The following is a 17671-nucleotide window of genomic DNA, read 5'->3' as shown; positions in this document are numbered from 1 at the left end:
TTCTTTGGAAAAGTCCGGAAAAAGTAAAATTTATGAAAAAATCTGCAGGAACTAAAAATAAAACTTGCAAAATCTGGCAACAGGTTTTATAATAACCTACATAAGTTTTACACATATCACTATAGGAGGATCGTCATGTCATACGTAGATGAGGTAATTGAATCAGTAGTTAAGAAAAATCCAGGTGAACCGGAATTCCATCAGGCTGTCAGAGAGGTCCTGGAGTCCCTGAAACCTGTTGTTGAAGCAAACGAAGAAAAGTACCGCAGAGAAGCACTGCTGGAGCGTCTGGTTGAGCCGGAGCGCGTGATCATGTTCCGTGTACCGTGGGTAGATGACAACGGCAATGTGCAGGTGAACAAAGGTTACCGCGTACAGTTCAACAGTGCCATCGGACCGTACAAGGGTGGTCTCCGTTTCCATCCGTCCGTATATCTGGGAATCATCAAGTTCCTGGGATTTGAGCAGATTTTCAAAAACTCACTCACCGGACTTCCTATCGGCGGCGGCAAAGGCGGTTCTGATTTTGATCCGAAAGGAAAATCAGACAGAGAGGTTATGGCATTCTGCCAGAGCTTCATGACAGAGCTGTACAGACACATCGGTGCAGACACTGACGTACCTGCAGGTGATATCGGTGTAGGCGCAAGAGAAATCGGCTATATGTTCGGCCAGTATAAGAGAATCCGCAACGCTTACGAAGGCGTTCTCACAGGAAAGGGCCTCACATACGGCGGTTCCCTGGTGAGAACACAGGCTACGGGATACGGTCTGTTATACCTGACAGAAGAGCTGCTGAAATTAAACGGCAAAGAGCTGGCCGGCAAGACCGTTGCCGTATCCGGCGCAGGAAATGTTGCCATTTACGCTATTGAAAAAGCATACCAGTTAGGTGCAAAACCGGTGACCTGCTCCGACTCCGCAGGCTGGATCTATGATCCCGAAGGCATTGACCTGGCAGCGTTAAAAGAGATCAAAGAAGTAAAACGTGCCCGTCTGACGGAGTACAAGAACTACAGACCGAATGCAGAATACCACGAGGGCAGAGGTGTGTGGAGCGTAAAAGTGGATGTTGCCCTTCCTTGCGCGACACAGAACGAGCTGCAGCTTGAGGATGCAAAACAGTTGGCAGCTAACGGATGCTTTGCAGTATGCGAGGGCGCCAACATGCCTACCACACTGGAAGCTACCGAATATCTGCAGGAGAACGGCATTATCTTCGCACCGGGCAAAGCTGCCAATGCAGGCGGTGTTGCCACATCCGCACTTGAGATGTCCCAGAACAGCGAGCGTCTGAGCTGGAGCTTTGAAGAAGTAGATGCAAAATTACAGGGCATCATGGTTAACATCTGCCACAACATGGTAGATGCAGCTAAGAAATACGGCCACGAGGGCAACTATGTAGTCGGTGCCAACGCAGCCGGATTTGAAAAAGTTGCAGAAGCAATGCTCGCTCAGGGCATCTGCTAAGTTTTGTGATTTGAACAGCCTTCCTTGAAAATAAAAATACAAAAATCAGCCTCTTGTAAGAAACGGGTGCAGAATCGCAGGATTTTGTACCCGTTTTTGTCCGGAAAAATCTTGTTTGCAGGCGTACTGTGAGCTATAATAAAAGATAGTGAGGACTGCAGAGAAGATGCAGGATATGATAGAAAGATTCTGCAGGGCACCAAAAGCTTTTGAGAACAGACAGGAGAAAAACGAGGAAGGGTTATAAACAGATGCAGAGAGAAAAGACCATGCTGATTGCAGATGACGTAGAATTGAACAGAGCGCTCCTGGAGAATATCTTTGATGACGAGTACAGCATTCTTCAGGCTGCAGACGGAGTGGAAGCCATGGAGATCCTTCGCAGCCAGCCGGTGGATGTTGTCCTGTTGGATATTGTCATGCCGCGCATGGACGGGTTCGAGGTCCTGAAAACCATGAAGGAGGAGGAGACACTTTCGGGTATTCCGGTCATCATGGCAACTTCAGAGAAGGAAAATTCGGAGGAGCGGGCCCTGCTGCTTGGGGCGGACGATTTTATCAACAAGCCGTACCGGGCCATGGTGGTAAAAAAGCGTGTAGAAAATATTGTGGTTAAGCATATTCTGGAGCGGAAACGGCTGGAAAATGCCCTTTTTGAGACCAGGAATGAATTGAACTCCCTGATCGACTCTGTCCCGGGCGGCATTGGTGTCTGGAAGGTGACGGATAAGGTGCAGGTGGAGTATTTTAATGACGGATTCTGCCGGCAGTTCGGCTATGACAGGGAGGAGTTCCAGGAGAAATTCAGCAGTGATCTGACTGCTCTGTGGGTTGGCGGCGATACAGAATATATTCTTAACCGGCTGCGGGAAAACAAGGACAGTAATGACAGGATCTCCCTGGTCCATCAGGTGAGAAGAAAGGACAAAAGCCTTCGGTGGTTCAGTCTGAATGCCCTGAAATACAAGGTGGAGGACGGGGTACCTGTCTTCCGCATCGTGAATATCGACGTGACGGAGAGCAGGGAGAATGAACTTCTCATTGAGCAGAAGAATGAGGAGCTCAGGTACCTGCTGGATCATGATGCCCTCACAGGCCTTTATAACCGCTCCACTTTCTGTCGGAAGACCGCGGATTTCCTGAGACAGAATCCTGAGGGGACCTACAATATGGTGCAGTTTGATATTGAGCGCTTTAAGGTGATCAACGAGCTTTACGGCAATTTTATGGGAGACAGGATACTGCTTCTGATTGCCGAGGGGCTTCAGAAATGCCTGAAAAGTAAGGGGACCTACGGAAGACTGGAGGCAGACCATTTTGCCGTATGCCTTCCGGCAGGGACAGAGGAGCTGCAGCAGGTGCGGGACCAGATGGAGAAAAGCCTGGCGTCTGTGAAGATAGAGCAGAAGATCAATCTCTATTACGGGGTTTACACCATTGAGGACAGGGGCATGTCCGTGGATCTCATGTGTGACAGGGCAAACCTGGCCCTGCGTACAGTCAAGGGAAATTCAAACCGCGCTTACGCAGTGTACAATGACGAGCTCCATCAGGTCGTTTTAAGTGAGCAGCAGCTTACCAACTCCATGGAGGAGGCACTTCTCCAGAGACAGTTTGAGGTTTATTACCAGCCGGTTGTGGACCTGAACACAGGAGATGTGGTGAGCGCTGAGGCGCTGGTGCGGTGGAACCATCCGGAAAAGGGTATGGTGTCGCCCGGATTTTTCATTCCGTTTTTTGAGCATAATGGCTTTATCATCAAGCTGGACGCCTACATCAGGGAGGAAGTCTGCAGGAATATGATGGAGCTCAGGCGCCGCGGCTTAAAAAACATTCCGGTGTCTGTAAATGTATCCAGGCTGGAGTTCTATGATCCCAATCTCTGCAGAAGCATCATAGACCTGACAGAAAGGTACCGGCTGGAGCCGCAGATGATGCGGCTGGAGATCACGGAGAGTGCCTATACGGATAATCCCCAGCAGCTTCTGGCAGCCATGAAGGAACTGCAGAACTACGGGTTCCAGGTGCTGATGGATGATTTCGGGAGCGGATATTCCTCTCTGAACATGCTGAAGGATGTGCCTGTGGATATCCTGAAAATGGACATGAAATTCCTGGAAGACCAGGGGATCTCCGGCAGAGGCCCTGAGATCCTGGCCTCCCTGGTACGCATGGCAAAAAAACTGGGCATGCGCACCATTGCAGAGGGTATCGAGACGAAGGAGCAGGGAGATTTTCTGCGCTCTGTGGGATGTGAATACGGACAGGGCTATTACTATGCAAGACCTATGCCGGCAGATTCCTTTACCAGTCTGCTGATGGCAAGAGAAAACGTAAAGTGAAAAAATCCATTGACAAACAGTCCATTTATGCATAAACTAGAGAAAGATATGGAAAAAGCTGTGAACGGAAAGAGTAACCTGGGAATTTTTACAGAGAAGGACAGTCACCGGCTGAGAGCTGCCCGAAAAGGAAAAGGTGAAAGTGCATCCGGGAGCTGACCAGCCTGTCATACGGGAAGGTCCGTGTACCTGCGTTAAAGGTGTGAGCGGGGGACTGATGTCCTCAAATAGAGTGGAACCGCGGAGTGATTTCTTCGTCTCTATATGGCAGTAACAGCCATATAGAGGCGTTTTTTATTCCATATTTACCATAGAAAGGAAATAAACCATGGGATTTGTCAAACATATAAAAGAAGAATTTCAGGTTATCCGGGAAAGGGACCCGGCCATCAAAACGCCGCTGGAAGTCCTTCTGTATCCCAGTTTCCGGGTCATGATCCAGTATAGAAGGGCGCATAAGCTTTATGAAAAAGGCCACTATTTCCTTGCCAGATGGATTTCCCAGAGGGCAGCCAGAAAAACAGGTATTGAAATCCATCCCGGGGCAAAAATAGGAAAGGGACTGTTTATTGACCACGGCACCGGTGTTATCATCGGTGAGACAACAGTCATAGGCAACAATGTGACGCTTTACCAGGGCGTGACCCTGGGCGGTACCGGCAAAGAGACCGGCAAGCGCCATCCCACCCTGAAGGACAATGTGATGGTAAGTGCCGGGGCGAAAATACTGGGCTCCTTCACCATTGGGGAAAATTCCAAAATCGGTGCGGGAAGCGTAGTGCTGGAGGAGATTCCTCCCAACTGTACCGTAGTCGGTGTTCCGGGCCGTATTGTGAAGCGGGAGAACCAGAAAGTGCCAAGAAGTGATATGGACCAGGTTCATCTGCCTGACCCGGTACTGGAGGATATCAGAAAACTGCAGAGTGAGAATGAACACCTGAAGTCAAAGCTGCAGAAGCTGGAATACGAACTTCAGGAATTAATAGAAGAAAAGGAGTAGAGACATGAAGATTTACAATACCCTGACAAAGAGAAAAGAAGACTTCGTTCCCCTGGAGGAAGGAAAAGTAAAAATGTATGTGTGCGGCCCTACCGTATACAATTTTATCCACATCGGAAATGCCAGACCCATGATCGTTTTCGACACAGTGAGAAGATATATGGAGTACAAGGGATATGAAGTAAACTATGTATCCAATTTCACGGATGTGGATGACAAGATCATTGCAAAAGCCATCGAGGAGGGTGTACCTGCGGAAGAGATCTCCGAGCGCTACATCAAAGAGTGCAAAAAGGATATGGCTGATATGAATGTAAAGCCTGCCACCACACATCCCCTGGCAACCCAGGAGATTGACGGCATGATCGACATGATCCAGACGCTCATTGACAAAGGATTTGCCTATGCGGTGAACGGCACTGTCTACTTCCGGGTAAAGAATTTCAGCGAGTATGGAAAACTCTCCCACAAGAATCTGGATGACCTGCAGTCAGGATTCCGTTCTATCCAGGTATCAGGGGAGGACCAGAAGGAAGATCCCCTTGACTTTGTTCTCTGGAAGCCGAAAAAAGAAGGGGAGCCTTACTGGGTATCACCCTGGAGTGAGGGAAGGCCGGGCTGGCACATTGAGTGCTCTGTCATGTCTAAAAAATATCTGGGCGAGGAGATTGATATCCACGCAGGCGGTGAGGACCTGGTATTCCCGCACCACGAGAATGAAATTGCCCAGTCTGAGTGCTGCAACGGCAAAATCTTTGCAAAATACTGGATGCACAATGCATTTCTGAACATTGATAACAGAAAGATGTCAAAATCTCTGGGCAATTTCTTCACGGTCCGTGAGATCGGCGAGAAATATGACCTGCAGGTACTGCGCTTTTTCATGCTGAATGCCCATTACAGAAGTCCTTTAAACTTCAGCGCCGAGCTGATGGAGGCTTCCAAGAATGCGCTGGACCGTATTGTGACCTGCGTGGACCAGTTAAAGCATCTGCTTGAAAATGCCCGGGATGAAGAGCTTACGGAGGCGGAAAAGGCGCAGCTTCCGGAAATCGAAGGCCTTGTGAAGAAATATGAGGAGTCCATGGAAGATGACTTCAATACAGCAGATGCCATTGCGGCTGTTTTTGAGCTTGTAAAATTCACCAACACCCAGGCGGGAAGCGGCAGCACAAAAGCATTTGTAAAACTGCTCTTTGACAAGATCACAGGCCTGTGCGATGTACTTGGCCTGATCGTGAATAAAAAAGAAGAAGTGCTGGACTCTGTAGTGGAAGGCCTGATCGAGGAGCGCCAGGCAGCCAGAAAAGCAAAAGATTTCGCGCGGGCAGATGAGATCCGTGACCAGCTTGCCTCCATGGGCATCATCCTGAAGGATACAAGAGAAGGTGTACAATGGAAGAGAGCTTAAGAAAGTTAAAAGACATGTTCTGTCTGGAGGATACGGATATCAGAACGTATTCTCCCCTGACCCTGGCTTATATCGGGGACGCTATCTACGAGCTGGTGATCCGCACCATACTGGTGGAAAAGGGCAATACACAGGTGAATAAACTGCACAACCGGGCAAGCAGGCTTGTAAAGGCCTCTGCCCAGTCCTCCATGATCGAGAAGCTGAAACCGCATCTCACAGAGGAGGAGGCAGCTGTATTCAAGCGCGGCAGAAATGCGAAATCTTATACCATGGCGAAAAATGCCAGTATGTCAGATTACAGAAGAGCAACCGGTTTTGAGGCACTGATGGGATATCTGTATCTTACGGAGCAGTGGGACAGAATGCTGGAGCTGATAAAAACAGGTTTGGAAGAAGGAGAAGCAGATGGAAGAGAAATTCCAGGAGAGTAAAGTAGAGGGCCGCAATGCAGTGCTGGAGGCATTCCGTTCAGGCCGCGTGGTGGACAAGCTGTTTGTGCTGGAGCGATGTGAGGACGGTCCTGTCCGCACAATTTTGAGAGAGGCGAAAAAGCACGATACCATGGTGCGGTTCGTGAAAAAGGAGCGTCTGGACCAGATGTCAGAGACCGGAAAACACCAGGGAGTCATTGCCGTGACAGCGGCCTATGACTACGCGGAAGTGGATGATATTCTGAATAAGGCCAGGGAAAAGGGAGAGGCTCCCTTTGTGGTGCTCCTTGACAACATCGAAGATCCCCACAACCTGGGAGCAATCATCCGTACTGCCAATCTGGCAGGCGCCCACGGAGTGATCATACCGAAAAACAGAGCAGTGGGCCTTACCGCCACCGTTGCCCGCACCTCAGCGGGAGCCCTGAATTACACGCCTGTGGCGAGAGTGACCAACATTGCCAGGACCATAGAGGAGCTGAAAAAAGAAGGACTGTGGTTTGTCTGCGCAGATATGGGCGGCACCAGCATGTACCAGCTTGATTTGAAAGGGCCGATCGGTCTTGTGATTGGAAATGAAGGGGAAGGCGTATCCCGCATGGTTAAGGAGAAATGCGACTTTGTGGCATCCATACCCATGAAAGGTGATATTGATTCCCTGAATGCTTCCGTGGCTGCGGGAGTTTTGGCTTATGAAATTGTGAGACAGCGGCTTTTGGGATAAAATATGGATAATTACGAACAGTTTACGGACGAAGAATTGATTGAGCGGCTGAGGGACGGTGAGCAGGAGCTGGAGGACTATCTCATGGAGAAATACAAGGGGATGGTACTGAAAAAGGCCCATGCCATGTTCATTGTGGGCGGCGAGCGGGAGGATCTGATCCAGGAGGGCATGATTGGCCTGTTCAGGGCTTTGAGAGATTACCAGCCGGGGAAAAGCGCCACCTTTGCCACCTTTGCCAACCTGTGTGTGGAGCGGCAGATCTATAAGGCCATAGAAATGTCGGGAAGGCTTAAAAATAAGCCGCTGAACTCCTACATTTCCCTCAGCGAGGAGGAAAGTCCCATTCTTGACAGTCTGGCCTTTGAGCAGCAGGACCCTGAGGCCATTGTCATTGACAGGGAGAACGTAAATGTCATGCAGGAGAAGATCCGGCAGCATCTGAGCCGTTTTGAAACCCGGGTGCTGGACTCTTATCTGGAAGGTATGACCTACACCCAGATTGCGGAGGCTATGGGGAAAAGCCCCAAGTCCATTGACAATGCCCTGCAGAGAATCCGGGGGAAGATCAGGGAATTCTTAGAGTGAACAGTCACAAAAGAACAGCATTGACAGGTGCGCGTTTTAGTGGTATCTTAATACACAATAAGAGGAAAGGATGTGATTGCGCACATGGAGGATAGCGACGATAGTGATAGTGCATTTAGCAGATTAGCTGCCCCATGTCGTATTATGGATAGATAAGGCGTGGTCTGTATACGGAGAGGTCCGGATACAGGCTGTGCCTTTTTGTGTTTTTTCATACTTCCCATACAGATGGGGAGAAAGATTCCATAATACGATTTCAGGAGGTATAGGATAATGATAGGAGCTTTACTTTTACAGGTTGTTTTGATATTTTTAAATGCGACTTTTGCCAGTGCGGAGATCGCGGTGATCTCTATGAATGAGACACGGCTGCGCAAGCTGACTGCGGATGGGGATAAGAGGGCTGTGAAGCTGTCTGCCCTGACGGAACAGCCCGCCAGGTTTTTAGCCACCATTCAGGTTGCCATCACGCTGGCAGGACTGCTGGGAAGTGCGTTTGCAGCGGAAAACTTTGCCGGACCCCTGGTGGGGTGGCTGACGGCAGCAGGGGTGGCCATTCCGGAATCCGTGCTGAAATCCATTGCCGTATTTTTGATCACACTGATACTGGCTTATTTTAACCTGGTATTCGGAGAGCTGGTTCCAAAGCGTATTGCCATGAAAAAGGCGGATTCCATGGCGCTGTCCATGTCGGGCATGCTTTATGGAGTGTCCAGGGCATTTGCGCCGCTGGTATTTCTCTTGACAGTATCCACGAACCTGATCCTGAAGCTGATGGGTATTAACCCGGAGGAAGAGGAGGAGAAGGTTTCTGAGGAGGAGATCCGTATGCTTCTCATGGAGGGAAATGCCCAGGGAACCATTGATGCCCGGGAAAATGAGATGATACAGAATATATTTGATTTTGACGATATGGATGCGGAACAGATCTGTACCCACCGTATTGATGTGGATGTGCTGTATCTGGAAGATGATATGGCAGAGTGGGAGGATATGATAAGACGTACCCGCCATTCCTTTTATCCTGTGTGCGGTGAGAGCTGTGACGATATTGTGGGTATTTTGGATACCAGAGATTATTTCCGCATGGAGGACAGATCGCGTGAGGCTGTCATGGCGCAGGCTGTGGATAAGGCCTGGTTTGTGCCGGACGGCATGAAGGCGGATGTGCTTTTTTCCAATATGAAGAAGAACAGGACATATTTTGCCGTGCTGGTGGACGAATACGGCGGTGTCTCCGGCATCATCACGCTTCATGACCTGATGGAGGCCCTGGTAGGGGAGCTGTGCGAGGAGGAGGAAGCGCTGCGCCCCAGGGAAATCGAGAAGATCAGTGACAAGGAGTGGAAGGTACAGGGCTGTGCCCCGCTGGACGATGTGGCGGAGGCGCTGGGTGTTCATCTTCCCACAGACACGTATGACACATTCAACGGATTTATCTGCAGCATCATAGGAAGGGTGCCGAAAAACGGCGAGAGATTTGAATGTGAATTTTCAGGCGTGCGGGTCTTGGTCCACTCTGTGGAAAATCACAGAATCGGCACTACCACACTCCATTTGATTGACGAAAATCCTTTGCCCTGTTAAAATAGTAATAATTAAAACATTAAAGTGTTACAGCAGAAAGAACGGGAGGTAGCAACATGAGGGAAAAAACAATTCTGGTAGTGATACCTGTGAGAGAAGAACATAGAGAGCTTCTGGAGGAGGCGGCACCGGGGAATCATTTTGTATATTCCTCGATCAGGGAAGTGAGCAGGGAACAGGTGCAGGAGGCGGATATCATTCTGGGAAATGTCCCGGCAGATAAAATCGGAGCTTCCAAAAAACTACAGTGGCTGCAGTTAAACTCTGCCGGTGCTGACGCTTATACAGGCCAGGGCATTCTGGATGAAAATACAGTTGTCACAACAGCAAACGGAGCCTACGGAAAGACTGTTTCCGAGCATATGTTTGCCATGCTGTTAGCCATGCAGAAGAAACTGCATCTCTACCGTGACAGTCAGAATAAGCATATCTGGGACGAACACGGAACCGTGACTTCCATTGCGGACTCTACAGTGCTGATCTTCGGAATGGGGGATATCGGCCGCCACTTTGCCAAGATGGCCCATGCCCTGGGCGCTTATGTCATTGGTGTGAAGAAAAGTCCGGGAAACTGCCCGGAGTACATTGATGAGCCGCATCTGATGAAGGACTGCAGAGAACTGCTGCCCCATGCCGATGTGGTGGTCTCCTTCCTGCCCAGTACACCGGAGACGAGGGGCCTGTTTGACAAGGAACTGTTCCATCTCATGAAGCCGGGTGCCTTCTTTTTGAACGGCGGCCGCGGCGATGCGGTCTGTACAGAGGACCTCTGCGATGTGCTGGATGAGGGCCGTCTGGCAGGCGTGGCCCTGGACGTGACAAAACCTGAGCCGCTTCCGGCTGACCACAGACTGTGGGATTATCCCAATGTATTTATCACGCCCCATGTGTCAGGCTTCTATCACCTTCCGGAAACCCTGGATAAGGTGGTAAATATCTGCACGGAGAACCTGAAACGGTACATGCAGGGACAGAAGCTCAGAAACATCATGGATTTCCAGGCAGGCTACTGCAGCGGAAACAAAAAATAAAGCGCTGCATTGATAAACAGCAGTGACAATATGACCTGTGCGGTGCACAAACCGGGCACCGCACAGGGGGCATATTACACCGTTCTGGCTGCTGCGACAAAAAAATAAAAAAGTTTTCAAAAATATCTTGACATTTGACACAACTTTTGTTAGAATTCTTAATTGTGATGACGAGTTACACAGCACATCACTAGGAATGCTGCCTTGGCTCAGTTGGTAGAGCGTCGCCTTGGTAAGGCGGAGGTCGGCGGTTCAAATCCGCTAGGCAGCTCGATGAAAACCCTTGAATTTTCAAGGGTTTTTTTCTTTGATTTCTTCTTTCATTATCTGCCGAATGGCTTCTAAATCTTTTGCTTCCAGCATAAGATACCTCCTAAATTCATTTTTGTTTCCTGAGCATAACATGATTAAAACTTAATCCATTACCTGTCTGCTGCATTGAAACTACAGTGCATTTGCATATTCAGATTAAAATAAAGAAAAAGGATTACCCTGTCTGTGTCAAATGACACAAATGGTAAAAATTGGAAAAAATAAAATATGTAGAAAATTTAAGTATAAAATTGTGGAAAATTCATAATTGACCGGCATAATTAATTGTGATAATATGCAGTTATAAACAAAAAAGTTCGTTTTTATAGATGCATCTGAAAAAATGAATGGTAACAGAACTAAAGAAAAGTTAGTGTCATATGACACAAAGGAGAAGGAAATGAAGAGAAGCGATTATGACAAGATCAAAAAGGAAGGTTTGGAACTGATGAAAAAAGCCGGTATCTATCTGACACCGGAAGAACAGGAAAGGATGGAGGTTACGGATTTCGGCCTGAATGATCCTTACCGCGAAGGCCTTATGCTGCATGTATATGTAAATACAAAAAGATGCTGTGCCAAAGAACTGCCCATGCTTCCCGGACAAATCTGTGCAGAGCACAGGCATCCGCCGCTGGGACCGGAAAATCCGGGAAAAGAAGAGACTTTCCGTTGTCGTTATGGTGAAGTATATGTTCATGTTCCCGGAGAGCCCACCGAGAATCCGAAGGCGAAAATTCCTGATGGGAAAGATGACGTTTATACTGTCTGGCATGAGATTGTTCTGAAACAAGGAGAGCAGTACACCCTGGCACCTAATACAAAACACTGGTTCCAGGCAGGGCCGGAGGGAGCAGTTGTCTCAGAATTTTCATCCTACAGTGATGACGGCACAGATGTCTATACGGATCCTGAGATTTCAAGATTTACTACAATAGAAGACTGAGAAGCGGGGGCTGTATATGATCGTACAAGGGCTGGGAGGTTTGGAGTGGAAGTACAGAGATACACAGGAGAACGAATGGCATCATGGGGAAGTGCCCGGTTCCCTGTTTCTGGATATGATAAAAGAAGGGAGAATTAAAAAGCCATTTTATCGTTTCCAGGACAGAGAGTTTCATGAACTTGCTGAAAGGGATTATGAATATAAGCTGCATTTTTCAGTAAGGGAGGATGTGCTTCTCAGGGAAAAACAGTTTGTGGTATTTGAGGGAATTGATACCATAGCTGATATTTATCTCAACGGCGTGAAGCTTGCCCGCACGGAAAATATGCACCGCACATATCGTTTTCCGGTAAAAGATATACTGAAGGCCGAGGATAATCTGCTTCAGGTGATTATATATTCATCGGTGCGCTATATAGAAGAACAGCACAGGGAACATCCTCTGCCTGAATTTAATACCGCAAGTCCCCACGGATTTTCCCAGATAAGGAAAACACACAGTTCTTTTGGCTGGGATGCGGAGCCGAATGTACCGGATCTGGGCATTTGGAGAGAGGTATACATAGAAGCGTATGACAAAGCAAGGATTTCCCATATCTATACCAGGCAGAGACATGAAAAGGGAAAGGTTTACTTGAAAACAGAGACTTTGACAGAAGCAGCATACGGAGAAGAAGTCTGTGTGGAGGTGACTGTATACGATCCTCAGGGGGAAGAGATATTCAGGGAAAAGACAAAGTGCAGAGAATCTCTGGCAGAAGTATGGACAGAGATAGAAAGTCCGGAAATATGGTGGCCCAACGGATATGGAGATCACCCTCTCTATGAGATCTGTGTCAAAATGCAGTGCAGAGATGAACAGGAGGAAAAAAGATTCTTTGTTGGACTTCGTACTATGGAGGTGAGAAGGGAAGAAGATGCGGATGGGGAAAGCTTTGCCTTTTATGTAAATAACGTTCCTGTATTTGCAAAAGGCGGAAGTTATACGCCGCCGGACAAATTCCTGACAGCCTGCAGGGGTCAGCGCCACCGGGAACTGATACGTCTTTGTAAGGAGGCAAACTATAACTGTATCCGTATATGGGGCGGGGCAGTATATCCTGATGATGAACTGTATGATCTGTGCGACAGAAACGGACTTTTAGTCTGGCAGGATCTGATGTTTGCCTGTGCCTTATATCCTTCAAACGATGAGTTTTTGGAGAGCATCAGGGAGGAAGTGAAGGACAATGTGATCAGGCTCCGTAATCATGCCTGCCTTGTGCTCTGGTGCGGGAATAACGAAAATGAATGGTTTCATGACTATGAGCATCATGCAGAGGGACTGACCCATGAACTTAGGATGAAAAACCTTCAGCAGTATGAAGTACATTTGGCTGAGATAGTCAGAAAGTATGATCCTGACAGATTATACTGGCCGAGTTCTCCCTCCAGCGGAGGAGGTTATTATGATCCCAATGGATATGAGAAGGGAGATGTGCACTGCTGGTATGTCTGGTATCTGCCGGCAAAACCCTATACATTTTACAGAGACTGTACGGGAAGGTTTATCAGCGAATTCGGTCTGGAATCATTCCAAAATTATAAAACACTGTGCAGTTACCTGGAACCGGAGGATATGAGTCCGAATTCGGAAGTGATGGATTATATGCAGCACTGCAGTGACAATTACTGCAATATGGGAAATGGCAAGATCATGAATTACATATTCCAGGAAGTCCGGGCTCCCAAGAATTTTAAAGAATATATTTTCGCATCCCAGTATGCGCAGGCTGAGGGTATTAAATATGGGACATATCATTTCCGCAGTATGAAACCGAGATGTATGGGAGCACTTTACTGGCAGATTGTGGACTGTTTTCCGGGCACAAGCTGGTCTGGGATTGATTATGAGTATCGGCTGAAGGTTCTTCACTATTATGCCAGACGTTTTTTCAGTCAAGTTGTCCTGTGTGTGAAAGAGGACAGATTTGAACCGCGGAGACTGGAGATATTTGTGGTGAATGATCATCCTGAAGGATTTACAGCAAACCTTATATGGGCATTGAGGGATTCTGCGGGATGTGTAGTGAAAGAAGGGAAAAAGGAAATACAGATACAGGGTTCCTCCTCTTCTGTCTTTCAGGAGATGGACTGGACAGAGGAAATCAGGGAGGAGGACAAGAAGCAGTATTATCTGGAATTTTCGTTATGCAGTCAGGATGGGAAAAGAATCAGTGAGGAGACCTATCTGTTTGTAAAGCCAAAACATTTCCATTTTTTACATCCCGAGTTTCGTGTGGAAGTACAAAATGATAAGGAAAAGTATATCTTAAATATTCAGACATCTTGCTTTGCGAAATGTATAAAAATGGATTTGAACGATAATGACTGTGAATTTTCGGATAACTGTTTTGACTTATCGCCGGACAGAATAAAAACAGTGGAAATCAGCAAAAACAGTTTTCGCCGGCCGGTTACAATGGAGGAGCTGAAAAAGCAGTTGATTTTTGAAACAGTAAACGATATCGGCAGAATATTATAATGTGAATTTGGGAGGAAAACAATGAGAAAAAGAATTGCTGTATTATTGGCAGGTGTGATGGTCTGTTCTATGCTGACTGCTTGTGGTTCCACAGAAGAACCGAAAGAGGAGCCGGAAGCAAAACAGGAGGAGACAAAAGAAGAAAAGCCGGAAAGTAAAGAAGAAAAAGAGCCGGAAGCGGAAACAGACGCAAAGTCCGACGGAGATTTTACTGAGGAGGTAACTCTTGATGTTGCTATGATGTGGCCTCTTGACAGTACCACAGATGCAAAATCATATGCACTGAACCATGCCATTGAAAGGCTGGAGAAGGATTATCCGAATATTAAGATCAATTATGACGGTTCCGTGCATGATGATTACCAGACGATCATGATGACTTATGCTGCAGCAGATACGCTGCCTGATGTGTTTAATGTAAAAGGAGCATGGATTCCCAATCTGGTGGAGAATGAACAGATTGGAACTGTAGATGAATTTTTTGAAAATGACAAAGACTGGTCAGGAAAATTTGATGATGAAGTTCTGTTTGATATGGAGTATGACGGTCATTACTATGGCGCGCCATTCCAGAACCTCTGCTGCTCTCTTGTAGTATACAATAAGGAGATCTATAAATCTGTGGGATACGAAAAGTTCCCGGAGACCTGGGAAGATATGATGGACTGTTTTGCAAAGCTGAAAGACGCAGGTTATGTGCCTTTGGGTGTGGGAAACAGCGGACAGTGGGTTGCCAATTCCTGTATTTTCGGGGCTATGGGAGACAGAGGAGCCGGTACAAAATGGTATGATGACATCATGGAAGGCACCGGTGACGGATTCTTAGATAAAGATATGTTAAAAGGTGTTGAGAAAATGGCGGAACTGGCTGATAAAGAATATCTCAATACAAATCTCAACAGCATTGACCAGTTTGAGGTTATGCCGCCGTATCTGAACGAAGAATATGCTTCTTATGTAGATGGTTCATGGACATTTGCAACACTGATTGCAACCGCAGGTGATGACCAGAGCGTGATCGAGAAATCAGGCGTGGCTGTTCTGCCGGCTATTGACGGAGGAAAAGGGGATTATCCGGCAACACCGGGCGGCTCCGCATGGGGACAGGCATACAATGCCAAACTTACCGGTGCCAAAAAACAGGCTGCAGAGTTATTTATCAAATATACTACAGATGAAGAATGGTGTAAAGATCTTGCAGAAAAAGGTGACTTCGGCGGTATGAATATTGATTATGACTACAGTGCGATTTCTCCTTTAGTTCAGGAATATGCACAGCTTAAAAGCAGTGTGAAGAAGACTCCGCAGTACGACTGTCACTTTGACACCTCTGTGATAGACGCCATGAATACAAATTTCCAGGAACTGCTCATTGGTGAGATCACTCCCGAGGAATGGGGCGGACGTGTACAGGAAGAATATGAGCTGACTCTTGACTGATAACAGGTAAACAGTATTGTGTACAGGGTTACTGTTCACTTCGTGCCCGGTAACTATACAGGAGACCGACTGATAACGGCCGGTCTCCGCAGATAAATTTAGAAAGGCGGTGGCTGCCAAATGGCAAACAACAAGGTACTGCAGCCTAAGAAGAGAACTCTTTTTCTGTATATGTTTCCAAGTGTAGTGCTGTTTCTGGTATTTACAGCAATACCGATCATTATGGCAATTTATTATTCTTTATTTAACTGGTCCGGAGGAAAGAAGAAGATATTTCTGGGTCTGGGCAATTATTCCAGGTTATTGGGGGATTCCATCTTTGGAAAAGCACTGCTCAATAACTTTATTCTGGCAGCCTGCTGTGTGGTTTTTCAAGTAGGGATCGCTTTTATCATTGCTTCCCTTATCTGTTCCAAAGGTCTCAAATTAAAATCCTTTCACCAGTTTGCAATCTTTATGCCGGTAGTTCTTGCTCCCGTTGTTGTGGGATTTTTGTGGAAGATCATCTATAACCAGGATTACGGACTCCTTAATTTCCTGCTGCATTCGGTTGGACTGGAGAGTTGGATACGGCCATGGATCGACGATGTGGATATTGTTATGAAGTGTATAACTGTCCCCATTGTATGGCAGTGGATTGGATTGTATGTGGTTATTTTCGTCAGTGCGATGAAAAACATACCGGAAGAAATTTTTGAGAGCGCTGCACTGGATGGGGCAGGGGGAATCAAAAAGGCATTTTTCATTACCTGGCCCATGACAATGGATACAGTGAAAATTTCAGTTATTCTGGCTGTGTCAGGGTGTATGAAAATTTTTGAACATATTTACATTATCACAAGCGGTGGTCCGGGTACTGCATCCATGGTGGGGGCCATGTATGCATACAAGACTTCCTTTATAAAACAACGGTTCGGCTACGGCTCCACCATATCTGTTGGAATCATGGCAGTGAGTCTGACACTGGTGTTGATATGTAATGTGATATTTGGGAAGGGAAAGAAGAAATATGAATAAAACTTATGGAGTGACACAAATATCGAAGAAAATACTGATGCTGCTGGTAAATGTGCTCATAGCTCTTCTGTCTCTTTTCTGTCTGTTTCCTGTAGTGTGGATGATCTATTCTTCTTTGAAGGATGAGCCCTCTTTTTTAAGGAATCTGATCGGGCTTCCGACTTCCTTTCATTTCAGCAATTATCTGTCAGCCATTAAAACAGGAAAGATGGATGTGGCGTTTGTCAACAGTGTGTTAGTCAGTGTTACGGCTGTAGCAGCTTTGGTCTTTATTGCTTTTGTAGCAGGAGTGGTATTTGCAAGGTATCAGTTCAGGGGGAAAACAATTCTGTATACCATGTTCCTTTCCGGGATGCTGATACCTGTACACAGCCTCTTAATACCGATTTTTGTGGAGCTAAAGCTATTTACACTGAATAATAATAGGTTTATACTGGCTCTAGTCTATGCCGCTTTCGGGCTGCCAAAGGCCATTTTCCTGGTGACGAGCTTTGCAGCCACCATACCAAGAGAAATTGAAGAGGCTGTAATCATTGATGGGGGAAATACCCATGATATCTTCTTCAAAGTGTTTCTGCCCATATCCAAACCTATACTTTCGACCGTGATCATTTTAAGCTTTTTGGATGCCTGGAATGAATTTCCGTTCTCTTTGGTACTGATGGGAAAACCTGAGCTGAAAACGCTGCCGATTGCGCTGACATATTTTACAGGACAGCACTCCGTCCAGTATACGCCTATGATGGCAGGGCTTACCATAGCTACCTTGCCGGTTGTGATCGTATATTTCCTGTTTCATAAAAAGATTATGGAAGGGATGGTGGCCGGTTCTGTGAAGGGATAAA

At 47.0% G+C, this 17671-nt stretch carries 14 protein-coding genes, 1 tRNA gene and 1 other annotated feature; all 15 genes read left to right on the top strand.

Translation table 11 applies throughout. The features are described from left to right. Nucleotides 1-135 precede the first annotated feature (135 nt). The 15 genes from gdhA (at nucleotide 136) to V8Q34_RS10110 (ending at nucleotide 17670) form a co-directional block, all read left to right on the top strand. On the top strand, nucleotides 136-1470 hold the full coding sequence (gene gdhA, locus V8Q34_RS10180) for an NADP-specific glutamate dehydrogenase (protein ID WP_033142576.1): 1335 nt from the start codon (nucleotides 136-138) through the stop codon (nucleotides 1468-1470). Between the two features lie 251 nt (nucleotides 1471-1721). After that, nucleotides 1722-3812 carry a two-component system response regulator gene (locus tag V8Q34_RS10175; RefSeq protein WP_335835363.1) on the top strand — a complete coding sequence of 697 codons (2091 nt, stop codon included), beginning with the start codon at nucleotides 1722-1724 and terminating at the stop codon, nucleotides 3810-3812. Nucleotides 3813-3863: 51 nt separating this feature from the next. Beyond that, nucleotides 3864-4077 (top strand) — a binding site (T-box leader). A gap of 63 nt (nucleotides 4078-4140) precedes the next feature. After that, the gene (gene epsC, locus V8Q34_RS10170) at nucleotides 4141-4812 is read left to right on the top strand and encodes a serine O-acetyltransferase EpsC (RefSeq protein ID WP_103732416.1); all 672 of its coding nucleotides are present in this window, start codon (nucleotides 4141-4143) and stop codon (nucleotides 4810-4812) included. A 4-nt stretch (nucleotides 4813-4816) separates the two neighbouring features. Then, entirely contained in the window at nucleotides 4817-6223 is a 1407-nt protein-coding gene (cysS, locus tag V8Q34_RS10165) for a cysteine--tRNA ligase (RefSeq protein ID WP_033142579.1), read from the top strand. Beyond that, on the top strand, nucleotides 6208-6657 hold the full coding sequence (locus V8Q34_RS10160; protein WP_033142580.1) for a Mini-ribonuclease 3: 450 nt from the start codon (nucleotides 6208-6210) through the stop codon (nucleotides 6655-6657). The genes cysS and V8Q34_RS10160 overlap by 16 nt, the downstream gene beginning before the upstream one ends. Continuing rightward, complete coding sequence (rlmB, locus tag V8Q34_RS10155; protein ID WP_148392180.1) at nucleotides 6632-7381, top strand: 23S rRNA (guanosine(2251)-2'-O)-methyltransferase RlmB; 750 nt, start codon at nucleotides 6632-6634, stop codon at nucleotides 7379-7381. The genes V8Q34_RS10160 and rlmB overlap by 26 nt, the downstream gene beginning before the upstream one ends. Nucleotides 7382-7384: 3 nt before the next feature. Further along, nucleotides 7385-7969 (top strand): sigma-70 family RNA polymerase sigma factor, encoded by a 585-nt coding sequence (locus V8Q34_RS10150; RefSeq protein WP_148392182.1) that lies wholly within the window; start codon nucleotides 7385-7387, stop codon nucleotides 7967-7969. 273 nt (nucleotides 7970-8242) lie between these two features. After that, the gene (locus V8Q34_RS10145; protein WP_335835362.1) at nucleotides 8243-9556 is read left to right on the top strand and encodes a hemolysin family protein; all 1314 of its coding nucleotides are present in this window, start codon (nucleotides 8243-8245) and stop codon (nucleotides 9554-9556) included. A gap of 56 nt (nucleotides 9557-9612) precedes the next feature. Then, entirely contained in the window at nucleotides 9613-10587 is a 975-nt protein-coding gene (locus V8Q34_RS10140) for a D-2-hydroxyacid dehydrogenase (protein ID WP_033142584.1), read from the top strand. 198 nt (nucleotides 10588-10785) lie between these two features. Then, nucleotides 10786-10858, top strand: a tRNA-Thr gene (locus V8Q34_RS10135). A gap of 441 nt (nucleotides 10859-11299) precedes the next feature. Beyond that, nucleotides 11300-11845, top strand: a complete 546-nt coding sequence (locus V8Q34_RS10130) for a D-lyxose/D-mannose family sugar isomerase (RefSeq protein ID WP_227210617.1) — start codon at nucleotides 11300-11302, stop codon at nucleotides 11843-11845. A 16-nt stretch (nucleotides 11846-11861) separates the two neighbouring features. Next, nucleotides 11862-14369, top strand: a complete 2508-nt coding sequence (locus V8Q34_RS10125; protein WP_335835361.1) for a beta-mannosidase — start codon at nucleotides 11862-11864, stop codon at nucleotides 14367-14369. 21 nt (nucleotides 14370-14390) lie between these two features. Further along, nucleotides 14391-15809 (top strand): ABC transporter substrate-binding protein, encoded by a 1419-nt coding sequence (locus V8Q34_RS10120; protein ID WP_033142587.1) that lies wholly within the window; start codon nucleotides 14391-14393, stop codon nucleotides 15807-15809. Nucleotides 15810-15929: 120 nt separating this feature from the next. Continuing rightward, on the top strand, nucleotides 15930-16826 hold the full coding sequence (locus tag V8Q34_RS10115) for a carbohydrate ABC transporter permease (RefSeq protein WP_033142588.1): 897 nt from the start codon (nucleotides 15930-15932) through the stop codon (nucleotides 16824-16826). Then, nucleotides 16819-17670 (top strand): carbohydrate ABC transporter permease, encoded by an 852-nt coding sequence (locus tag V8Q34_RS10110; protein ID WP_081960475.1) that lies wholly within the window; start codon nucleotides 16819-16821, stop codon nucleotides 17668-17670. Before V8Q34_RS10115 ends, V8Q34_RS10110 begins: the two co-directional genes overlap by 8 nt. The last annotated feature ends 1 nt before the right edge of the window (nucleotide 17671 follow it).

The sequence above is a fragment of the Blautia sp. JLR.GB0024 genome, assembly GCF_037000545.1.
Lineage (GTDB): Bacteria > Bacillota > Clostridia > Lachnospirales > Lachnospiraceae > Blautia > Blautia celeris.
Note: the sequence above shows the minus strand (reverse complement) of the source record. Positions and strands in the feature narration are given on the sequence as shown.